The 20,807-nt window shown below is 72.1% G+C and carries 15 protein-coding genes; 4 read left to right on the plus strand and 11 right to left on the minus strand.

The window, feature by feature from the left end:
• Positions 1–65: 65 nt before the first annotated feature.
• Positions 66–1,136, minus strand: coding sequence for a class F sortase (locus tag M1L60_RS10265; protein WP_253237090.1), 1,071 nt, complete (start codon positions 1,134–1,136; stop codon positions 66–68).
• A gap of 9 nt (positions 1,137–1,145) precedes the next feature.
• The gene (locus tag M1L60_RS10270) at positions 1,146–1,994 is read right to left on the minus strand and encodes a DUF4397 domain-containing protein (RefSeq protein ID WP_253237091.1); all 849 of its coding nucleotides are present in this window, start codon (positions 1,992–1,994) and stop codon (positions 1,146–1,148) included.
• A gap of 183 nt (positions 1,995–2,177) precedes the next feature.
• On the opposite strand from M1L60_RS10270, the gene M1L60_RS10275 reads away from it, so the two are divergent.
• Positions 2,178–6,719, plus strand: coding sequence for an ATP-dependent helicase (locus M1L60_RS10275; RefSeq protein ID WP_438862091.1), 4,542 nt, complete (start codon positions 2,178–2,180; stop codon positions 6,717–6,719).
• A 579-nt stretch (positions 6,720–7,298) separates the two neighbouring features.
• Here M1L60_RS10275 and M1L60_RS10280 read toward each other — a convergent pair.
• Together M1L60_RS10280 and M1L60_RS10285 are read right to left on the minus strand one after the other, a co-directional pair.
• Complete coding sequence (locus M1L60_RS10280) at positions 7,299–8,192, minus strand: hypothetical protein (RefSeq protein ID WP_253237092.1); 894 nt, start codon at positions 8,190–8,192, stop codon at positions 7,299–7,301.
• A 501-nt stretch (positions 8,193–8,693) separates the two neighbouring features.
• Positions 8,694–9,620 (minus strand): LLM class F420-dependent oxidoreductase, encoded by a 927-nt coding sequence (locus M1L60_RS10285; RefSeq protein WP_253237093.1) that lies wholly within the window; start codon positions 9,618–9,620, stop codon positions 8,694–8,696.
• A gap of 84 nt (positions 9,621–9,704) precedes the next feature.
• Here M1L60_RS10285 and M1L60_RS10290 point away from each other — a divergent pair, with 84 nt between their 5' ends.
• Positions 9,705–10,484, plus strand: coding sequence for an SAM hydrolase/SAM-dependent halogenase family protein (locus M1L60_RS10290; protein ID WP_253237094.1), 780 nt, complete (start codon positions 9,705–9,707; stop codon positions 10,482–10,484).
• 406 nt (positions 10,485–10,890) lie between these two features.
• Positions 10,891–11,697 (plus strand): DNA-formamidopyrimidine glycosylase family protein, encoded by an 807-nt coding sequence (locus tag M1L60_RS10295; RefSeq protein WP_253237095.1) that lies wholly within the window; start codon positions 10,891–10,893, stop codon positions 11,695–11,697.
• Between the two features lie 262 nt (positions 11,698–11,959).
• Here the strand turns inward: M1L60_RS10295 and pspM are convergent, their stop codons facing one another.
• The 6 genes from pspM to rimO form a co-directional block, all read right to left on the minus strand.
• A complete protein-coding gene (gene pspM, locus M1L60_RS10300; RefSeq protein ID WP_253237096.1) occupies positions 11,960–12,712 on the minus strand; it encodes a phage shock envelope stress response protein PspM in 753 nt (250 codons plus the stop codon).
• A 19-nt stretch (positions 12,713–12,731) separates the two neighbouring features.
• On the minus strand, positions 12,732–13,592 hold the full coding sequence (locus M1L60_RS10305; protein WP_253237097.1) for a PspA/IM30 family protein: 861 nt from the start codon (positions 13,590–13,592) through the stop codon (positions 12,732–12,734).
• Between the two features lie 302 nt (positions 13,593–13,894).
• Positions 13,895–14,275, minus strand: a complete 381-nt coding sequence (locus M1L60_RS10310; protein WP_253237098.1) for a helix-turn-helix domain-containing protein — start codon at positions 14,273–14,275, stop codon at positions 13,895–13,897.
• Positions 14,276–14,433: 158 nt separating this feature from the next.
• Positions 14,434–14,925 carry a CinA family protein gene (locus M1L60_RS10315; protein ID WP_253237099.1) on the minus strand — a complete coding sequence of 164 codons (492 nt, stop codon included), beginning with the start codon at positions 14,923–14,925 and terminating at the stop codon, positions 14,434–14,436.
• The gene (gene pgsA, locus M1L60_RS10320) at positions 14,922–15,518 is read right to left on the minus strand and encodes a CDP-diacylglycerol--glycerol-3-phosphate 3-phosphatidyltransferase (protein ID WP_253237100.1); all 597 of its coding nucleotides are present in this window, start codon (positions 15,516–15,518) and stop codon (positions 14,922–14,924) included. Before pgsA ends, M1L60_RS10315 begins: the two co-directional genes overlap by 4 nt.
• On the minus strand, positions 15,515–16,975 hold the full coding sequence (gene rimO, locus M1L60_RS10325) for a 30S ribosomal protein S12 methylthiotransferase RimO (protein ID WP_253237101.1): 1,461 nt from the start codon (positions 16,973–16,975) through the stop codon (positions 15,515–15,517). The genes pgsA and rimO overlap by 4 nt, the downstream gene beginning before the upstream one ends.
• A gap of 81 nt (positions 16,976–17,056) precedes the next feature.
• On the opposite strand from rimO, the gene M1L60_RS10330 reads away from it, so the two are divergent.
• Positions 17,057–18,280, plus strand: a complete 1,224-nt coding sequence (locus M1L60_RS10330) for a glycosyltransferase 87 family protein (protein WP_253237102.1) — start codon at positions 17,057–17,059, stop codon at positions 18,278–18,280.
• On the opposite strand, the gene M1L60_RS10335 is transcribed toward M1L60_RS10330, so the two are convergent.
• The gene (locus M1L60_RS10335) at positions 18,231–20,759 is read right to left on the minus strand and encodes a DNA translocase FtsK (RefSeq protein WP_253237103.1); all 2,529 of its coding nucleotides are present in this window, start codon (positions 20,757–20,759) and stop codon (positions 18,231–18,233) included. The genes M1L60_RS10330 and M1L60_RS10335 overlap by 50 nt on opposite strands.
• Between the last annotated feature and the right edge of the window lie 48 nt (positions 20,760–20,807).

Genomic DNA, 20,807 nt, shown 5'->3' on the forward strand with positions numbered 1-20,807 from the left:
CCGCCCCCACCCGTCGACCCGATCTCAACCACCATAATTCGGCTTGCCTGCCGTTGGAATCACGATCACCCGGCCACCGCGTAGACCACGAGGTTGTCGCGGTAGGACCGCAGCGAGCGATCGAACACGCCGCCGCACGTGATGAGCCGCAGCTGGCGGTCCGGAGTCGGGCCGTACACCTCCTCGGTGGGGAATTCGGCCTTGGGATACCACCGGATTGCCGTCACCGTGAACTTGACCGATCGGCCGCCACGCACGACGTCGACCCGGTCACCGGCCTTCATCTCGCGGAGCCGGTAGAAGACAGCCGGGCCGGTCTTGGAATCGACATGACCGGCGATGACGGCGGGACCGTTGTCGCCGGGGGCCGTGCCGTCGGCGTACCAGCCCGCCTTGGCGAACGCCCGGGGCGGCTGCAGGGCGCCGTCGCCCCCGATACGCAGTGTCTCGAGCGGAGTGTCGATCTTAAGAGCGCCGATGCGCAACCTGGTCGGAGCGCCGGTGGGCGCGGCTTCGACGCTGCCGAACGGGTCGCCGACCGGCCGTTCGACGACCGGGCTCTCGCTGGGCGTCGTCGCGGCGCTCACGACCCTGTTGCTGTCGCTGGCAGGGCGGTCGGTCAGGGTCAGATATCCGGCGCCGGCCACGACAGCGGCCACCGCCGCGGCGGCCACGGGCAGGATCAACCCCTTCTTCGGTACGGGGTGAGGGCGGGCCTTCGGTAGCTGGTCCTCGGCCCGCGCGGGCGGAAGACTCGCTCCATCGCTGAGGGGACTATTCATGATCACGAGTTGTTCGGAGCCGGTCGCCGCGGGGATTGCCGCCCGCAGCTTGACCGGCTCGGGTTCCACCGCCTTGGGAAAGACGCGCCGCGGGAAAGGCATGGCCGCCTGGCCCAGCCTGATCAGCCGGCGAGGCTTCGGCCGCGGGATCGACAGCGCGCCGGGCACGGTCGCGCGGGCCCGGACGGTGCCGGGCTTGACGATCTTGGCTACCCCGCGGGCGACCCAGCCCAGCCCCTCGGCCTCGTGTTCGATCGTGGGCCGCGCAACGTTGCGGACAGTGGTGGCCGCGAGAGCCTCCGGGCTGGTCGGCACGCGGACGATCAACGGGGTGTCGGCGTCCTCGGCGGCCACTGCTGATCCTCAGACGGTGCGGTGCCGGCGTCGGAGGGCGACCACCAGGCCACCGGTGACCAGGGCGGCCGCCAGGGCCGAGAGCACGACGCCGGTGACCGGGGAACTCGGGCTCGTGCCGCCCGCCCCGGTGGCCACGCTGCCCAGCGGAACCGTGCCCTGGCGTTCGGCGTCGACATGAAGCTCGGGCTTGAGACCACCCGCGTCGTCGTCGAGCACCACCAGGCTGTAGACGCTGCCCGCGCCCAGTGTGCACGGCAGCTCACTGGTCCGGCCGCCACCCGTGGGCTCGACCTCGACACTCCACTGCCCAGGGTTGACCTCGCGATAGGCCGTGGTGGTGGCGAACTCGACGCCGTCCGCGATCGTGGTGCCGTTCTTGCCGGCCACGTCGAGCACGGGCGCCTTGACCGAGGCCTGGATGATCCGCACCTTCGACTTGCCCGGGTCGGGTAGCCGCAGGTCGTCCTCGAGCACGCGCAGGCCCAGGTCGGCGAAGCGGCCCACCCCGGCCACCGTGTAGGCGCCCTTGTTCTCGACGCTGACCTGAGTGGTGATCACCGGCTTCTCGCTCGCGGGCGCACCCGCCTTGCGCATCGCCACCTGATAGGTGCCGGCGGGCAGGCGCAGATAGCGGGACATGTCGCCATAGGCGACGGCCTTGAACGTCTGCGGGTCGACCGCGCCGGAATCGGATCTCAGATAGACGTCGACCGCCGGAGTGTCCGGCGACAGGTGGGCGAGCCGCACGTAACCGTCGCCGGCCGCGGCCCGGGCGGGCGTTGCACCGAGGACGACGATGGCGAGCGCCGCCGCGGCAGCAGCGAAGCGCCGCAGCTGTCGGATGGGGAGGGACAAGGTGCCTCCTTCATCGATGAAGTTCACGAACTTCGAGTGGCGCCCATGTATATCCACCCGCCACTCGATCGCACCATGGTCCGGCCCGTCAAGAAATTCCGCTGGCCGGACGCCCGACCCGTGCCCGGATGACCATTACGCGGGTATTCAGTTTTTGTCATACCCCCGAGAGAGCATGGTGAGGTGGATGAAGTGTTGGAGCAGTTCGGACCGGCCACCCGCGAGTGGTTCACCGCGGCCTTCGCCGCGCCCACCGCCGCCCAGGCCGGCGCGTGGCAGGCAGTCGGCGCCGGGCGTAACGCGCTCGTGGTCGCCCCGACCGGCTCCGGCAAGACCCTGGCCGCCTTCCTGTGGTCGCTCGACCAGCTGGCCCGCGAGGGCGCCCCGGAAGATCCGAAGCGACGTTGCCGGGTCCTCTACGTCAGCCCGCTCAAGGCGCTCGCGGTCGACGTCGAGCGCAACCTGCGGGCCCCGCTCACCGGCATCCGCCAGGCCGCCGGCCGCCTCGGGCTCACCCCGCCCGACATCACCGTGGCCATGCGCACCGGCGACACCCCGGCCGACGAGCGCCGCCTGTTCACCCGCACCCCGCCCGACATCCTGATCACCACCCCCGAGTCGCTGTTCCTGCTGCTCACATCGGCCGCCCGCGAATCGCTGCGCGGCGTCGAGACGGTGATCATCGACGAGATCCACGCGGTCGCCGCGACCAAGCGCGGCGCCCACCTGGCGCTTTCCCTCGAGCGGCTCGACGCGCTGCTGGGCCGCCCGGCCCAGCGCATCGGCCTGTCGGCCACCGTGCGCCCGATCGAAGAGACGGCCCGGTTCCTCGGCGGCGCCGGCGACGTCGAGATCGTCCAGCCCCCAACCGCCAAGACCATCGAGGTCACCGTCGAGGTCCCGGTCGAAGATATGACCCGCCTCGACGAGGTGCCCGACGTCGACCCCGACGAACCCGGCGCCGGCCGCAACACCCCGTCGATCTGGCCCGCGGTCGAGGAAAGGGTGCTCGACCTCATCCAGGGCCACCGGTCGACGATCGTCTTCACCAACTCGCGGCGCGGCGCCGAGCGGCTCTGTGCCCGCATCAACGAGCTGGCGGCCGAGCGGGCGGGCGAGGCCCAGCCCGAACCAGCCCGTCCCCCGGCCCAGATGATGGCTCAGGCCGGACAGGCCGGCGGCGCGCCACCGGTCGTCGCCCGGGCCCACCACGGCAGCGTCTCGCGCGAGGAACGCAAACAGATCGAAGAGGCGCTGAAATCCGGGCTGCTGCCGGCCGTGGTCGCCACCTCGAGCCTCGAGCTGGGCATCGACATGGGCGCGGTCGACCTGGTGGTCCAGATCGAGGCGCCGCCGTCGGTCGCGGCCGGGCTGCAGCGCATCGGCCGGGCCGGTCACCAGGTCGGCGCGGTCTCGCGCGGCGTGGTCTTCCCGAAGCACCGGGGCGACCTGGTCTCGTGCGCCGTCGTGGCCGACCGCATGGTCGCCGGCGCGATCGAAGAGCTGCGCTACCCGCGCAACCCGCTCGACGTGCTGGCCCAGCAGATCGTGGCCATGGTGTCGCTCGACGCGTGGCAGGTCGACGAGATGGCGGCCCTGGTGCGCCGGGCCGCCCCCTTCGCCGAACTGCCCGAGTCGGCTCTGCACGCCGTGCTCGACATGCTCTCCGGCCGCTACCCCTCCACCGCGTTCGCCGAGCTGCGCCCGCGCCTCGTGTGGGATCGCGGCACCGACGAGCTGACCGGCCGCCCGGGCGCCCAGCGCCTCGCCGTCACCAGCGGCGGCACCATCCCCGACCGCGGCATGTTCGGGGTTTTCCTGGCCGGTTCCGAGCGGGCGTCCCGGGTCGGCGAGCTCGACGAAGAGATGGTCTACGAGTCCCGCGTGGGCGACGTGTTCCTGCTCGGCTCCACCTCGTGGCGCATCGAGGACATCACGCCCGACCGGGTGCTGGTCTCCCCCGCGCCCGGCGCGCCGGCCAAGATGCCGTTCTGGAAGGGCGACTCCCCCGGCCGCCCGATCGAGCTGGGCCGGGCGATCGGCGCCCAGCTGCGCACGCTGACCCGCGCCGACGACGAGAAAGCCACGGCCACCCTGCGTGAGGCCGGGCTCGACGAGTGGGCCGCCGGCAACCTGCTGGCCTACCTGCGCGAGCAGCGCGAGGCCACCCGCAACCTGCCCGACGACCGTACGGTGGTGGTCGAGCGGTTCCGCGACGAGCTGGGTGACTGGCGCATGACCGTCCATTGCGTGCTCGGGGCCCGGGTCAACGCGCCGTGGTCGCTCGCGATCGCCCGGCGGCTGTCCGAGCGCTACGGCGTCGACGGTCAGGTCATGCCCTCCGACGACGGCATCGTGGTCCGCCTGCCCGACACGGCCGAGGAACCGCCCGGCGCCGACCTGGTCGCCTTCGACCCGGAAGAGATCGCCCAGCTGGTCGAAGAGACGGTCGGCACCTCGGCCCTGTTCGCCTCGCGGTTCCGCGAGTGCGCAGCCCGCTCGCTGCTGCTGCCCCGCCGCGACCCGCGCCGCCGGCAGCCGCTGTGGCAGCAGCGGCAGCGCTCGGCCCAGCTGCTCGACGTGGCCCGCGAGTACGCCGACTTCCCGGTCACGCTCGAGGCGGCCCGCGAATGCCTGCAGGACGTGTTCGACCTACCGGGTCTCACCGGGCTGATGCGCGAGGTCGCCGGGCGCAAGGTCCGCCTGATCGAGGTCGAGACGCCACGGCCGTCGCCGTTCGCCCGGTCCCTGCTCTTCGGCTACGTCGGCGCGTTCCTCTACGAGGGCGACGCGCCCCTGGCCGAGCGGCGGGCCGCCGCCCTGGCCCTCGACGCCACCCTGCTCGGTGAGCTCCTCGGCCGCGTCGACCTGCGCGAGTTGCTCGACCCCGAGGTGGTCACCGAGACCGAGGCCCAGTTGCAGTGGCTGACCACCCAGCGGCAGCCGCGCGACGCCGAGGACGCGGCCGAGCTGCTGCGCCTGCTCGGCGACCTCTCCCCCGTCGACCTGGCCGCGCGTGGGGTCGACGAGGCCTGGCTGTCCACGCTGGAGGCGTCCCGCCGAGCCATCCGCATCCGCATCGCGGGTGAGGAACGCTGGATCGGCATCGACGACGCCGGCCGCTACCGCGACGCGCTCGGGGTGGCGTTACCGGTCGGCATCCCCGAGGCCTACCTGGAATCGGTGGCCGACCCCCTGGGCGATCTGGTGGCCCGCTACGCCCGCACGCACGGGCCCTTCGCGGCGGCGACCTGCGCGGCCCGGTTCGGCCTGGGCGTCTTCGTGGTCGAACAGGCCCTGAAGCGGCTCTCCGCGACCGGGCGGGTCGCCTCGGGCGAGTTCTCCCCGGGCGGCGCCGGCAACGAGTGGTGCGATGCCGAGGTGCTGCGCATGCTGCGGCGACGGTCGCTGGCCGCGCTGCGCCGCGAGATCGAGCCGGTGCCGCCGCGGGTGCTGGCCGCGTTCCTGCCGCGCTGGCACCAGATCGGCGGCAACGCCCGCGGCACCGACGCGCTGGCCGCCACGATCGAGCAGTTGCAGGGCATCGCGGTGCCCGCCTCGGCCTGGGAGAGGCTGGTGCTGCCGGCTCGGATCAACGACTACGCCCCGCCCATGCTCGACGAGCTCAGCGGCGGCGGCGACGTGCTCTGGGCCGGCTCGGGGTCGATCGGCAGCAACGACGGGTGGGTCACCCTGGCCTACGCCGACAGCGCTCCCCTGCTGCTGCCCCCGGCCGACGACGAGTTCGCGGCCACCCCGCTGCACCAGTCGGTGCTCGACGCACTCAGCGACGGGCAGGCCCTGTTCTTCCGGGCGCTGTCCGACCGGGTCGGCTCGACCGACGACACGGCGCTGGCCGCCGTCGTGTGGGATCTGGTGTGGGCCGGCCACCTGACCAACGACACACTGGCGCCGTTGCGGGCGCTGCTCGGCGGCAGCGGCGCCCACAAGGCCAAGTCGGCGCCGGCCCGCACCCGCTACCGCCGCCCCGGGCGTCCGACGATGCCGTCCCGCGGCGGTCCGTCCAACATGGCCGGTCGCTGGTCACGGCTGCCCGACCGCGACCTCGACCCGACCCGTCGTGCCGCCGCCCTGGCCGACCTGCTGCTCGAACGCCACGGCGTGGTGACCCGCGGCGCGGTCATGTCCGAGGGCCCGGTCGGTGGCTTCGCCGGGGTCTACCCGGTGCTGGGCGCGCTCGAGGAAAGGGGCGCGGCCCGGCGCGGCTACTTCGTCGAAGGTTTGGGGGCGGCGCAGTTCGCGGTGCCCGGCGCGGTCGACCGGCTGCGCGCGCTGGCCGAGCCGGCCGAACTGGCCAAGCGCACCGGCGCCACGGCCATGGTGCTGGCCGCGACCGACCCGGCCAACCCGTACGGCGCGGCCCTGCCCTGGCCCGAACGCATCATCGACAGCGGCGACGGCGAACCGGTGGCCAAGGCCGGGCACCGGGCCGGCCGCAAGGCGGGCGCCCTGGTGGTGCAGGTCTCCGGCGACCTGGTCCTTTACGTCGAACGCGGCGGGCGCACGCTGCTGTCCTTCGTGGACGACCCCGAGTCGCTCCTCGCCGCGGGCCAGGCGCTGGCCGCGTCGGTGCGCTCCGGCGCGCTGGGCGCCATGTCGGTCGAACGCGCCGACGGCGACTCGGTCCACGCCTCCCCGCTACGCGACGCCCTGACGGCCGCGGGCTTCCGAGCCACCCCGAGGGGGCTGCGACTGCGCGGATGACCTGCCGGCACCGACCGGCTCATTCGCGGCCCTGTCACTCCCGCAAACCGCCGATGAGCATCGCTGCAGCCTCGTTCCCCTGCGAGCCGCACGAACGTCGTCAGCTCGACTCCCCCATGCCCGCGAGCTGCGCAGTGGCGGGCGGTGCGGCCCTGCCACGCCGGCTCGGCTCGGCTCGGCTCGGCTCGGCTCGGCTCGGCTCGGCTCGGCTCGGCTCGGCTCGGCTCGGCTCATTATTGTCCGCGAACCGAGTAGCCCGTCGGTGTGGCGCCGTCGCGCTGGCAAACCGCGGAAAGGCGTCGGCTCGGCTCCCTCATGCACGCGATATGAGCAGCGGCGTCGGTGCCGGCCATGCCACGCTGGCTCGGCCCCCTTGCCCGCGAGCCGAGTAGCGCATTCGGTGTGGTGCCGGTCGGTTCGGCTCCCTTGCACCCGGCGATTTGAGCGGCAGTGTGGGCGTTGCCCTGCCACGCGTGAGAAAGCCGGGAACGGCGTCGGCCCGGCTCTCTGGTGATCGCGAACTGCGGACCGGCGGGGGCAGCAGCAGCGACGGAGCGGCGGCGAGCGGTGGTGGCTTTGTCAGGTGGGTGGGTTGGAGTGCAGGCCGGCGGTCAGTTCGCGGTAGGCGTCCAGGACTGAGCGGGTCTGGTTGGCCAGTTCGGCGGCGGTGTCGGACGGGGCCGTGGTGGCTGCGGGGAGGGCGGGAGTGGCATCGGGGGTGCCGAGTGTTTTCTTGGCCTCGCGGATGGCGCGGCGCATCTCGTCCTCGCGGATGAAGTCCTGGCCTGCTTGTTCGGCGCGGTGCAGGCTGGACTGGCGTTGGGCCAGGTCGGCTTCCACCGCGGCCAGGGCTTGGCGGGTGGCGTCCAGCTGGCTGCGCAGTTCGAGGGCCGTCGCGTCGGAGGCGGGCTGGGCGGCGAAGTCGGGGCGGCTCAGGTCGGCCAGGACGCGGGACAGCTTCTGGCGGCGTTCCAGGACACCGGCGATCTCCCACAGTGCCTCGGCCAGCATCGGCTCGGCCTCGGCGGTGTCGACCAGGGCGCCCAGGCGGGGCCACGTGGCGCTGACCGCGTCGGCCGTCTCGACGGCTTTCCGGAAGGCCGCCCGGTCTTCGGCTGCGGTGAGGATGCGCGCAGTGACGGGAGCTGGGCGGGGCCGCCGGGCCTGCAGGCGACGACGGATGGCCGGTTCGATGTAGGCCAGGCCGAAGAAGGTCACGGCAGCCACCGCGACGCCGATCTCGACCGGGCCCAGGGCGACAGCGATCGCGCCCGCAGCCACGGGAGCCCCGATGAACCAGCCCGCGCCCCGCTGTTCGAGTTCTTCGTCGGGCTCGCGCACATCCGGCACCGTTACTTCGACCAGTGCCGTCCAGGAACGGTCGACGAGGCGGGAACGGGCCATGGGCAGCCGCTCGCGGGAAACCACGGTGGCCGCGCCGTCGCGCGCGACATAAAGCCGTGAACCCGCCACTCGCCCTCCCCGCTGTTCTTTCCGACCCGAAGGATAGGCGACCCGCCCCAGCCGCGCGCTCGGCCGTTCGCCCGGCCTCACCCACGACCGATCAAGCTCGAGGTCGGCGGCCAACTCTCACGACGCGAGCCAGTTCCAACGCGCAGCAAGCGGGCAGACTGCGCAGACTCCAGGTGGAGCGGACCAGGCGCGGCCGATCGTGAGGCAGGCGTCAGCCATGGGCGGGCAGGCCACGCGCGTGGCAGCTCGGCGGGCCTGGCCTGGCCGGCCGCCAGGCAGGCATCGGCCCCGGGTGGCAGGCCAGGCGCGGCCGGGCGTCGGCTCCGGGTAAGCGACCTGGGCGCGGCCGACCGCGAGGTGGGCATCAACCCCGGACAGACAGGTCATGCACGGCCGGGCGTGGGTGGGCGTCGGCGCCGGGTGGGCAAGCCGCGCGCGGCCCGCGTGGGGTCAGTGACAGCCCCGGGTAGGCGGGCCGCGTGTGGCTGGGCGTGGGTGATGTCAGAGGTGGGGGGCTACCTCGGTGGCTACCAGGTCGATGTGGTCCAGGTCTTGTAGGTCCAGGACCTGGAGGAAGAGGCGGGTGGCGCCGGCCTGGGCGTATGCCTTGATGGTTTCCAGGGCTTCGGCGGGGGTGCCGACGATGCCGCCGTTCTCGCGCATTTCGGCGGGCTCGCGGCCGATGGCGGCGGCGCGGCGGGCCACCTCGGCGTCGTCGCGGCCTACGCAGAGCACGGCGGCGGCGGAGAAGGCGGGCGGGGTGGCTCGGCCGATGGCGGCTGAGGCGGCGCGGACACGTTCGTACGTGGGGGCTACGTCTTCGATTTTGGCGAAGGGGACGTTGAACTCGTCGGCGAAGCGGGCGGCCAGGTTGGGGGTTCGCTTCTTGCCGTGGCCGCCGACGATGACCGGCGGGCGGGGCGACTGGGCCGGCTTGGGCAGGGCCGGGGAGTCATTGAGCTGGTAGAACTTGCCCTGGAAGTCGTAGGTGTGGCCGGGCTGCGTCGACCACAGGCCGGTGATGATCTCGAGCTGTTCCTCCAGGCGGTCGAAGCGCTCGCCCAGCGGCGGGAACGGGATGCCGTAGGCCGTGTGCTCGGCCTCGAACCAGCCGCCGCCCAGGCCGAACTCGATGCGGCCGTTGCTGATCTGGTCGGCCTGGGCGACCGCGATGGCCAGCGGGCCCGGCAGGCGGAAGGTCGCCGAGGTCACCAGCGTGCCGAGCCGGATGCGGGACGTCTGCACGGCCAGCGCGGCCAGCGTCAGCCACGCGTCGCTCGGGCCGGGGAGGCCGTCGCCGCCCATCGCGAGGAAGTGGTCGGAGCGGAAGAAGCCGTCGTAGCCGCTGGCCTCGGCCGCCTGCGCCAGCTTGCGCAGGTCGTCGTGGCTTGCCCCCTGCTGGGGCTCGGTGAAGATCACGAGACGCATGCCCCAACCCTGCCAGAATGTGCGCGGCGCGCCTCGGGGAACCTGCCACACACGATCCGTAGCAAGGCAGTAACGTTTCTCACCATGGCCGGGTATGAATGGATCAGCCTCACTACCGACTACGGAACGTTCGACGGCTTCGTCGCGGCGTGTCACGGATCGATCGCGCGAGTCGCGCCTCAGGTGCGCGTCATCGACGTCACGCATCACGTGCCGCCGGCCGATGTGGCCCGCGGCGCGGCCGTGCTGGCGCAGACGGCGCCCCACCTGCCGCCGAGCGTGCACGTCGCGGTGGTCGACCCGGGGGTGGGCACGGCGCGCCGGGGCATCGTCCTCGTGACGCCCGAGGGGCTGCTCGTCGGGCCCGACAACGGCCTGCTGATCTGGGCCGCCGAGGCGCTCGGGGGCATCGAGGCGGCGTATGAGCTGACCGTGAAAGAGGCCGTCTCGAGCACGTTCCACGGGCGGGACGTCTTCGCCCCGGCCGGCGCCCGGCTCGCCGCCGGCACGTCCCCGACCGAGGCCGGTACGCCGATCGACAAGGACACCCTCGTCCGGCTGCCCGACCCGGTCGTCACTGTGGGCGACGGGTGGCTCGAGGCGGAAGTACTCACCGTCGACCGGTTCGGCAATGTGCAGCTGGCCGCGAACGGCGACATGCTGCGCGGGCTGAGCGGCGACCTGGTGATCAACAGCACGGTCAGCGCCCGCCGCGGCGCCACCTTCGCCGACGTCGACCAGGGCGACCTGCTGGTCTTCGAGGACTCGGCCGGCCACGTGGCGATCGCCGTCAACAACGGCCGCGCTGTGGTCGTCCTCTCGGTGACCCCGGGCGACATCGTCAAGGTGGCCGTCCGCCAGTAGCGCCGACCACGCCAGGCAGCCCGCCGGCGTGGACAGACGGGCAAGCACAGGCGGGCGGGCCGACGCGGAGCCGGCGCAGGCGGGTCGGCACCGGAGGGGTCCAGCGGTCGGCGCGGGCGGGTCAGCGCGTGCGGTCCACCGACCGGCGCGGGCCAGTCAGCGTGGGCGGGCCACCGCGAGCGGTCCAGCGGGCCAACGCGCGCAGGCCAACGCGGGCAAATCGGCGCAGGCAGACCGGCGCAGGCAGACCGGCGCAGGCAGACCGGCGCAGGCAGACCGGCGCAGGCAGACCGGCGCAGGCGGGCTGACGATAAAGGCAGACCAGCGGCAACAATCGGACCGAGCGACCCGAGACGAGTCGGGGCGGTGGCGTTATCCGGGGGCGGTTCCGGGGCAGGATTGGGGCATGCCTGAGGGCGACACCGTCTGGAACACCGCGCGCGTGCTGGAGAAGGCCCTCCAAGGCGACGTGCTGACCGGCTCCGACTTCCGCGTGCCCCAGCTGGCCACCACCGACCTCAGCGGCTGGACCGTCGCCGAGTCGGCCAGCCGGGGTAAGCACCTGCTCCTGCGCCTGACCCGGGACGGCAGCCAGCCGCTGACCCTGCACTCGCACCTGCGCATGGAGGGCGCCTGGCGGGCGTACGCCCCGGGCGAACGATGGACGGCCCGCCCGGCCCACCTGATCCGGGTCGTGCTGCGTACCCGGCGCTCGGTGGCTGTCGGTTATCACCTGCACGAGCTGGCGCTGTACCCGACCGCCGACGAGGAGCAGCACGTCGGTCACCTGGGTCCCGACCTGCTGGGCGCCGACTGGGACGCCGACGAGGCGGCCCGGCGCATCGCCGAGCAGCCGGAGCGGACCATCGCCGAGGCCCTGCTCGACCAGCGCAACCTGGCCGGCGTGGGCAACCTCTACAAGGCCGAGACGCTCTTTTTGCGCGGGTTGTGGCCATGGACGCACGTTTCACAGGTCGCCGACCTGCCCGGCACCGTGAAGCTGGCCCAGAAACTGGTCGCCTCGAATCGCGGCCGCTGGACACAGACCACCACCGGCTCATTACGCCGGGGCCAGACGAGCTATGTGTACGGTCGTCGCGCGCAACCCTGCCGCCGGTGCGGCGCCGCCATCCAGAAGGACGAAAAGGGCGAACGCATCACATACTGGTGTCCGCGCTGCCAGCCACGCCCCGCAGAGAAGCCAGAAAGCTAGGCCGCCCGTTCAGTTGGAAGAAGCTCCCAGCGATGCCCGCGCAGAGGCGCGAGGTCGAGGGGGGCACGAAGGCAGAGACCGTGGCCCGAAATGCACGGGGGCCGAAGTCGCGGGGGCCCGAACGCGAAGGCGCGAGGACGAACGCGAAGCGCGGGCGAGGGCGAACCCGAGACGCGGGCGCGGGCGAACGCGGAGACGCGGGCGCGGGCGAACGCGGAGACGCGGGCGCGAAGGCACGACAGCGGAAGCGGAAGCGTAAAGGCTAGGCCGGGCGTTTGAGTTCGGAGAGGCCCTCGGCGATGCCGCGCAGTTTGTCGGTCGCGTCGACCAGGCTGGCGAAGGCCGGGTGTTTGCCGTCGGTCACCGGGTGGCCGTCCTCGGCGACGTAGCTGGCTGCGGCCGCGACCAACCGCTCGTACGCGTCGACGCCCTCGGTGAACTGCTCGGCCAGCAGGCCGTGCGACTCGGTGAGCCCGGCCCGCTGCTCGGGCGGGCTCAGCGGCAGCGCCCGTTCGACACTGGCCACCCGCTGCCCGAGATCACGCAACCACTCCTCGGCCACCGCGGCCTCGAGCATCGCACCCTCACCGGCCCCGGTGAGCCGACCGGATAGAGCGGTCAAAGTTGACGAAGCCACATCGAGCCTGTCCCAGGCCTGGGTGATCGCCGAGCCGCGCAGGGCGTAGCGGTTCTTCTGCCGGCGGACCTCGTTGATCATGGTGCGGCCGGCCGGGAAGCGTTCGAGCGCCGCGGTCAGCTTGGCCCCGGCGATCGCGGGCGGCGGTGCCGGCGGGGCGGGCTGGGCCGCCAGCTCGCGGTGGTCGCTGAAGCGCCACCAGGCCAGGGCGACCGAGGCGCCGGCCGAGCCGGCCCAGATCGCGTCGGCCCAGCCGATGCCCTGATAAGGAGTGAGGACGGCGGTGGCGGCGGCCAGCCCGCCTCCCAGCACACTCCACCGCCGCGCCGCGCTGCGCAGCCGCTTGAGCCGCCGGAAGTATCTGGTCCGCTCGTCCACCGTCGCCCTCCTCGAAAAATCAGCCGGCGGCCGACGTGTCGCCGCGCTTCTGGTTCATGCTGGCGCGGATCTCGTCGAGCCGCGCGACGCTGGCCGGGTCGGAGGCCGGAGCCGACGACTGCTCGACCGCGGGCTGCGTGGGCGCGGCGCCGAGCTTGTCACCGGCCATGCTCGCCCGGATCTGCTCGAGCCGGGACGAACCGGCCAGGTCGAGGCTCGACTTCTGCACCTCGAGCATGCGGCCCTCGACCGAGTTGGACGCGAGCTCGGCCCGGCCCATCGCGTTCGCGTAGCGCTGCTCGATCTTGTCGCGGACCTCGTCGAGCGACGGCGTGTTGCCGGGCGCGGCGAGCGAGGACATCGACTCGAGCGACTTGGCCACCGTCTCTTGCATCTTGGCCTGCTCGAGCTGGCTCAGCAGACGCGAGCGCTCGGCGATGCGCTGCTGGAGGACCATGGCGTTGTTCTCGACCGCCTTGCGGGCCTGGCCCGCGGCTGAGAGCGCCTGGTCGTGCAGCGTCTTGAGGTCTTCCATCGACTGCTCGCCCGAGACCAGCTGGGTGGCGAGCGTCGTGGCGGTGCTCTCGTACTTCTGAGCCTCGGCCTCGTCGCCGCCGGCCCGCGCCCGGTCGGCCAGGACGAGCGCCTGCCGGGCCATGCCCTGCAGCTTCTCGACCTCTTCCATCTGGCGGGACAGCTTCATCTCGAGCTGGCGCTGGTTGCCGATGACGGCCGCGGCCTGCTGAACGAGACCTTGGTGCTGGCGCTGCGCGTCCTCGATGGCTTGCTGGATCTGAACCTTCGGGTCGGCGTATTCATCGATCTTCGCGCCGAAGAGCGCCATCATGTATCGCCAGCCCTTGACGAACGGGTTCGCCATTTCGCGGTATCCCCTCAATGTCGCTCTATCGGGTCCGCCACCGACGCAGATCGAGGAGCTGTCGCGATGGCGATTCACCAGTTGTGTCATGCCATCGTGTCAGCTCGACGCCACCGACGTCACGTGACCTCGGGGGGATCTCAGGGTGACCCCCACGCTACGAGGTTACGCGCTCTGGATGCTCGGGGTCGATCCCGAGGGAGCCACCCCGAGGAGTCTCAGCAACCCCACAGCCGCCGAACAGAAATCGGGCCGGTTCCGCTCGCTGGAGCGGACCCGGCCCGGGCAGACGATCTCGTTGTTCAGGCGGCGTAGACGACGTCGCGCTGCGGCTTGCGAGTCGCGTGCAGCGTCGCCTTGAGCGGCGATTCCCGGCGGACGGCGACGGAGACGTCCCCGTCGGTCATCTTCGCCTTCTCGTCGACCGGCACGAGCACACCCTCCATGCCCTCGGCGAGCGACAGCGTGCTGCTGACCTCACCCAGGAGCTCGGAGAGGCGAGCGCCCAGGGCGTCGCAGATGGCGGCCAGCAGCTCGCTGGACGCTTCCTTCTGACCGCGCTCGATTTCCGACAGGTAGCCCAGGCTGACATTCGCGGCGGTGGACACCTCGCGCAGCGTGCGGTGCTGCCCCTGCCGGCGCGCCCTCAGTGCGTCGCCGATAACCCGGCGTAGCAGGACCATGGCACCTCCTCCTGCGGCGGGGCCGCCGGCACGCGCCGGAGGCTTCCCGCAACCGTACCCGCTGCCGGCCAGACCGACATACCGCCCCGCCGAATTCCGGGGCAGCCCGACAACGGGGCTCTCGTGTAACGACTGTGGTCCATGGGACATTCCCCAGCTCAGACCGCTGCTGAGGCGTCCTGCAGACAGTCTGAGAGCAGAAGTAGCGCGCTCGTCACACTTTCAGTGCGGATGGCCGACCGATTTCCTTCGAGCCGCAGCTCGCGCACCTGGGAACCGGCCGGGCCGGCCGCCGCCACATAGACCAGGCCGACCGGCTTACCGTCCTGCGGCTCGGGCCCGGCCACGCCGGTCGTGGCCACGCCCCAGTCGGCGCCGCAGCGGTCCCGGGCGCCCTCGGCCAGCGCCACGGCCACGTCGGGATCGACCGGACCCCGCTCGTCGAGCAGGCCCCGCGGCACGCCGGCCAGGGTGTGCTTGAGCTCGGTGGCATAGACGACGAAGCCGCCGCGGTAGACCGCGCTCACGCCTGGGATCTCGACCACCGTGGCCGCCACCAGCCCACCGGTCAGCGATTCGGCGGTGGCGAACGTCTCGCCCCGATCGACCAGCCGGTGCACGGCCGCGGCAGCGGCCAAACCGGGGCTCACGAGGCCCGCCGGGCGTTCCGCCGCAGGCGCAGCGCCTCGATCACATAGTCCGCACCGGTCACGACCGTCACGATCGTGGCCGCGCCCATCAGCACCACGCCGACGACGTCGAACGGCTCGGGGACGGGCCAGAGGTACCAGGCGATGGCGGCGATCTGCAGCACGGTCTTGAGCTTGCCACCGCGGCTGGCCGGGATGATGCCGTACCGGATCACCCAGAACCGCAGCGCCGTGATCCCCCACTCCCGGACGAGGATCAGCACGGTGACCCACCACGGCAGCCGGTCGTAGACCGAGAGCAGGACCAGCGCGGTGCCGGTCAGGGCCTTGTCGGCGATCGGGTCGGCCACCTTGCCGAACGAGGTGACCAGCGACCAGCGCCGGGCGATCCAGCCGTCGACGAAGTCGGTGGCCGAGGCCACGCAGAACACCAGGCAGGTCACGATGCGCGCGCCGGTGCCGGTGAGCTGGGACGAGACCACGAGGGCGAGGAACACCGGGACCAGCACGATCCGGACCACGGTCAGGACGTTCGCCGCGTTGTAGGGCGACACCGGCCGGGACGCGGCCACCGGGACCGGCTCGTCGGTCACCGCGCGGACACCGGCGCCGCGGAGATCATCTCGACCGGCACGGCGACCAGGTCGACGCCCTCGGTCGCGGTGACCCGGGCCCGCACGAAGTCGCCGGGGCGCAGCGCGGCCAGATCGACCCCGGTGCTGTCGGAGACGAGCGTGGTCGAGCCGTCGACCTCGGGCGCCTGGTGCTCGGCGCGCCCCTCGACGTCGCCGCCCTCGACCGTGTCGACCAGCACCTCGACGATCGAGCCGAGCCGCTCCTCGGCCCGCTGGTTGCAGAGCTCGTCGGCCAGCGTGACGATCCGGTCGTACCGGCGCTTGATCGTGTCTTCCTTGACCTTCTTGTCGAGACCGGCGGCCTCGGTGCCGTCCTCGTCGCTGTAGTCGAAGACACCGATGGCGTCGAGCCGGGCCTCGGACAGGAAGCGCACCAGCTCGTCGACGTCCTGCCTGGTCTCGCCGGGGAAGCCGACGATGAAGTTGCTGCGCGCGCCGGCCGCCGGGGCCAGCTTGCGGGCCGAGTCGAGCAGCTCGAGGAACCGGTCGGTGGAGCCGAAACGCCGCATGCGGCGCAGCACGGGCTCGCTCGAGTGCTGGAACGAGAGGTCGAAGTAGGGCGCGACCCCGGGGGTGTTGGCGATCGCCTCGACCAGGCCGGGCCGGGTCTCGGCGGGTTGCAGGTAGCTGGCCCGCACCCGCACGATGCCGTCGACCGCGGCCAGCTGGGGCAGCAGCTTCTCGAGCGCCCGGGGGTCGCCCAGATCCTTCCCGTACGAGGTGCTGTTCTCACTGACCAGCACGAGCTCGCGGACGCCGGACTTGGCCAGCCACTCCGCCTCGGCCAGCAGCTCTTGCGGATCGCGCGACACGAAGGCGCCGCGGAAGGCCGGGATCGCGCAGAACGCGCACTTGCGGTCGCACCCGCTGGCCAGCTTGAGGCTCGCGACCGGCCCGTCGTCGAGCCGGCGGCGCAGCACCGGGCGCAGGTGGGCCGGGGTGTGCTCGTCGACCGTGGCGTGCCCGGGGATGACGACCTTGGCCGCCTGGCGCTGCACGGGCGTGATCGGCAGCAGCTCGCGCCGGTCGCGCGGGGTGTGCGCGTCGAACGTCTCGCCGGCCAGGACGCCGTCGAGCCGGGCCGCGATGTCGGTGTAGTCGTCGAAGCTGACCACCGCCGACGCCTCGGGCAGGCTGTCGGCCAGCTCTTTGCCGTAGCGCTCGGCCATGCAGCCGGCCGCCACGACCTTGGCCCCCGTGTCGGCCGCGGCCAGCAGGGTCTCGATCGAATCCTGCTTCGCCTTCTCGACGAAGCCACAGGTGTTGACGACCACCACGTCGGCACCGTCGGCGTCGGTGCTCACCTGCCATCCGCCCGCGTCGAGGCGGGCCGCGAGCTCTTCCGAGTCGACCTCGTTACGGGCACAGCCGAGGGTGAGAAGGGCGACACGGCGGGGAGAAGGAGTTACCGACACCCGACCAGGTTAGCCGGATGCTGTGCCTGGCTGGACCGCGCACTGATCCGTCCGGGTCTCCTGCCCGTATCCCTGGGCGCCATGCAGACTCTGAAGAAGCCCCCGCCGCACGCCGAAGCCCTGCTCATTGCCGCGCTCGTCGTGATCGCGATCCTGGCCCGCTGGGTCGGCTTCCACGAGAAGACGGGTGACATGCGCATCTTCTTCGCGTGGCACCGCCAGTTGCGCGAGGCCGGCGGCTGGCGCGGGATCGGCACCGAGGTGGGCAACTACAACGCGCCCTTCCTCTATCTGCTCGCCTTCACGATCTATCTGCCCGGCCCGCTGCTACTCAAGATCAAGATGATGTGGGTCGTCTTCGACGTCGTGCTGGCGTTCTTCGCCTACCGGATCGTCGCGCTGCGCCGGCCGGGCAGCCGCATCCCGATGGCGGCGGCGCTGATCGTGGTGCTGCTTCCGACAGTCGTGCTGAACGCGTCGTTCTGGGGGCAGATCGACGCGATGTGGGCCGCGCCCGCCCTGGGCGCCGTCTATTTCCTGCTCAAGGACAAGCCCTGGTGGGGTGTGGCGCTGTGCGGCGTCGCGGTCGCCATGAAGCCGCAGGGGATCTTCATCCTGCCGCTGCTGCTGCTCCTGGTTCTGGCCGGCAAGATTCCCTGGCGTACGTTGCTCGCCGCGCCCGCCGCATATCTTGCTCTCGATGTGCCCGCCGTCCTGCTCGGGCGCAACCCGATCGAGCTGCTCACGATCTACAGCATGGACCGGCAGGCCCGCAACGTGCCCGAGCTGAGCCTGCGCGCCCCGAACGTGTTCGCCCTGATGCCCGGCGGCCCCCGTGAGGACACGTTGCGCACCCTGGGCTATCTGTTCGCGGCCGCGGTCGTGATCGGGGTCGTCTACGTGCTGATCGCGCGCCAGGTCGAGCTGACCCGCGAGCGCGTCGTGCTGGCGGCGGCGCTGTTCTCGATCCTCGTGCCGTTCCTGCTGCCCGGCATGCACGAGCGTTACTTCTTCCTGGCCGACGTGCTGACCGTCGTCCTGGTGATGTTCATGCCGCGGCTCTGGTCCGTGCCGCTGCTGGTCCAGGCGGCTTCCCTGCTGAGCTATCAGCCGTACCTGTTCGGAAGGGTTGTCGCCGTTCTGCCGACGGTCGCGGCGCTGCTGATGCTGGCCGCCCTGATCGTCGTCAGCTACCAGCTGCTGAGCCCCGCCTTCAAGAAGGACCCGCTGGAGGAGGAGTTCGAGCTGCTGACGATCAATCAACCTTCAGAGCGGCCAGTGCCTCTTCCAGCTCGTCGGGCTTGACCAGCACGTCGCGGGCCTTGCTGCCCTCGGACGGGCCGACGATGCCCCGGGTCTCCATCAGGTCCATCAGGCGGCCCGCCTTGGCGAAGCCCACCCGCAGCTTGCGCTGCAGCATCGACGTCGAGCCGAACTGACTGCTCACGACCAGCTCGATGGCCTGGATCAGCACCTCGAGGTCGTCGCCGACCTCCTCGTCGATCTGCTTCTTCTTGCTCTGCGGGACCTCGGTGACGTCCTCGCGGAACTCAGGCTCGCGCTGGTCCTTGCAGAACTTGACGACCGCCGCGATCTCTTTCTCGTCGACCCAGGCGCCCTGGATGCGCACCGGCTTCGAGGCGCCCATCGGCAGGAACAGGCCGTCGCCCCGGCCGAGCAGCTTCTCGGCGCCCGGCTGGTCGAGGATGACCCGGCTGTCGGCCAGCGAGGACGTCGCGAAGGCGAGCCGGGACGGCACGTTGGCCTTGATCAGACCGGTCACCACGTCGACCGACGGCCGCTGGGTGGCCAGCACCAGGTGGATGCCGGCGGCCCGGGCGAGCTGGGTGATGCGCACGACCGAGTCCTCGACGTCGCGCGGCGCCACCATCATCAGGTCGGCCAGCTCGTCGATGATGACCAACAGGTACGGGTACGGCTTCATGACCCGCTCGCTGCCGGGCGGGGCGGTGATCTCGCCGCTGCGCACCTTGCGGTTGAAGTCGTCGAGGTGACGCACGCCGTTGGCCGCGAGGTCGTCGTAGCGCATGTCCATCTCGCGCACGACCCACTCGAGGGCGTCGGCCGCCTTCTTGGGATTCGTGATGATCGGCGTGACGAGGTGCGGAATTCCCTCGTACGCCGTCATCTCGACCCGCTTCGGGTCGACCAGCAGCAGGCGTACCTCATCGGGGGTGGCCCTGGTCAGCAGCGACACCAGCAGCGAGTTGAGGCAGGAGCTCTTGCCGGCGCCGGTCGCGCCCGCGATCAGGATGTGCGGCATCTTGGCCAGGTTGGCCACGACGAAGCCGCCCTCGATGTCCTTGCCCAGCGCGACCAGCATCGGGTGGTGGTCGGCGGTGGAGGCCCGCGAGCGCAGAACGTCACCCAGCGCCACGTTCTCGGGGTCGGTGTTCGGGATCTCGACGCCGACCGCGCTCTTGCCGGGGATCGGGCTCAGGATCCGGACGTCGGGCGACTTCACCGCGTACGCGATGTTGCGCGACAGCTGGGTGATGCGCTCGACCTTGGTGCCGGGGCCGATCTCGACCTCGTAGCGGGTGACCGTCGGCCCGCGGGTGAAGCCGGTGACCTCGGCGTCGACGTTGAACTGCTCGAACACCCCGGACAGGGCGGCCATGATCTCGTCGTTGGCCCGGCTGCGCGACTTGGGCGGCGCGCCCTGGCCCAGCAGCGACGGCGGCGGCAGGCGGTAGTCGCCCGGCACCGAGCTGATCTCGAGCTGCTCGGCCCGGGTCGGCAGCGGCTCGGAGTGGTCGGGCGGGGCCGGCGTCGGCTTCTTGCGGCTGGCCGGCACCTTGGGCACGGCCACCGTGTCGTGCACGAGGAAGTCGTCCTCGTCGGCGACCGGCTCGTCCTCGGGGGCCAGCCCGATGTCGGCCAGCGAGCCCTGGCGACGACGCGACGGGCGGCGCTTCTTGACCGGCTCCTCGTCGCTGTCCTCGTCGTCCTCGGGCAGGTCGGGGGTGGGCAGCGGGGCACGCTCGGTCGAACGGCCCAGCAGCACGTCGACCAGCAGCAGCACCCGCTCGGGGATCTTGTTGATCGGGGTGGCCGTGATCACCAGGAAGCCGAACACGAACAGCAGCACCAGCAGCGGCACCGCGACCCAGGCTGTCACGGCCCGTTCGAGCAGCGCCCCGAAGGCGTACCCGAGCAGGCCCCCGGCCTCGTCGAAGGTGCCCTCGTCGGGGCGCTGCGAGACGTGCAGCAGGGCGGCGGTGGCGATGACGATGGCCGTCCAGCCGACCAGCGTGCGGCCGCGGTGCTCCGGGTCGGCCGGCTTGCGCATCAGGCGTACGGCGCCGTACAGAAGAAGCAGCGGGAGCAGCACGGCCAGGCCGCCCAGGAACAGGTGGGTGGAATCGGCCAGCCACTGGCCGACCGGCCCGGCGCTGCCGAACCACACCGCCACCCCGACCAGGATGGCCAGGCCCAGCAGCAGCAGGCCGGCGCCGTCGCGGCGGTGCTCGGGATCGATCTCTTTGGCCGTGGCGGCCTGACGGCCGACGCCGCGGGCGGCCCAGCCGACGCTGTGAGCCAGACCCATCCAGAGGGCGCCGACACCGCGACCGAGGCCGGTGGCGACGGCCGAACCCATCGAGGGCCGCGCCCGGGCCGCCGAGCGGGGCCGGGCGGCCGCCTTGCGCGGCGCCGCCTTGCGAGCGGGCTGCCGGGCCGGTTGGCGGGCACGGTTAGTAGCGGCGCCGCGCGACGTGGACGCGGCGCGGCCCCGGCTCGCCGGAGAGGTGCGGCCCGCCATGGTCACACCGTAACGCCGCGACGCTCATGAATCCGGTAGGCGCACCGA

It is taken from the genome of Paractinoplanes aksuensis (assembly GCF_024137025.1).
Taxonomy (GTDB): domain Bacteria; phylum Actinomycetota; class Actinomycetes; order Mycobacteriales; family Micromonosporaceae; genus Actinoplanes; species Actinoplanes aksuensis.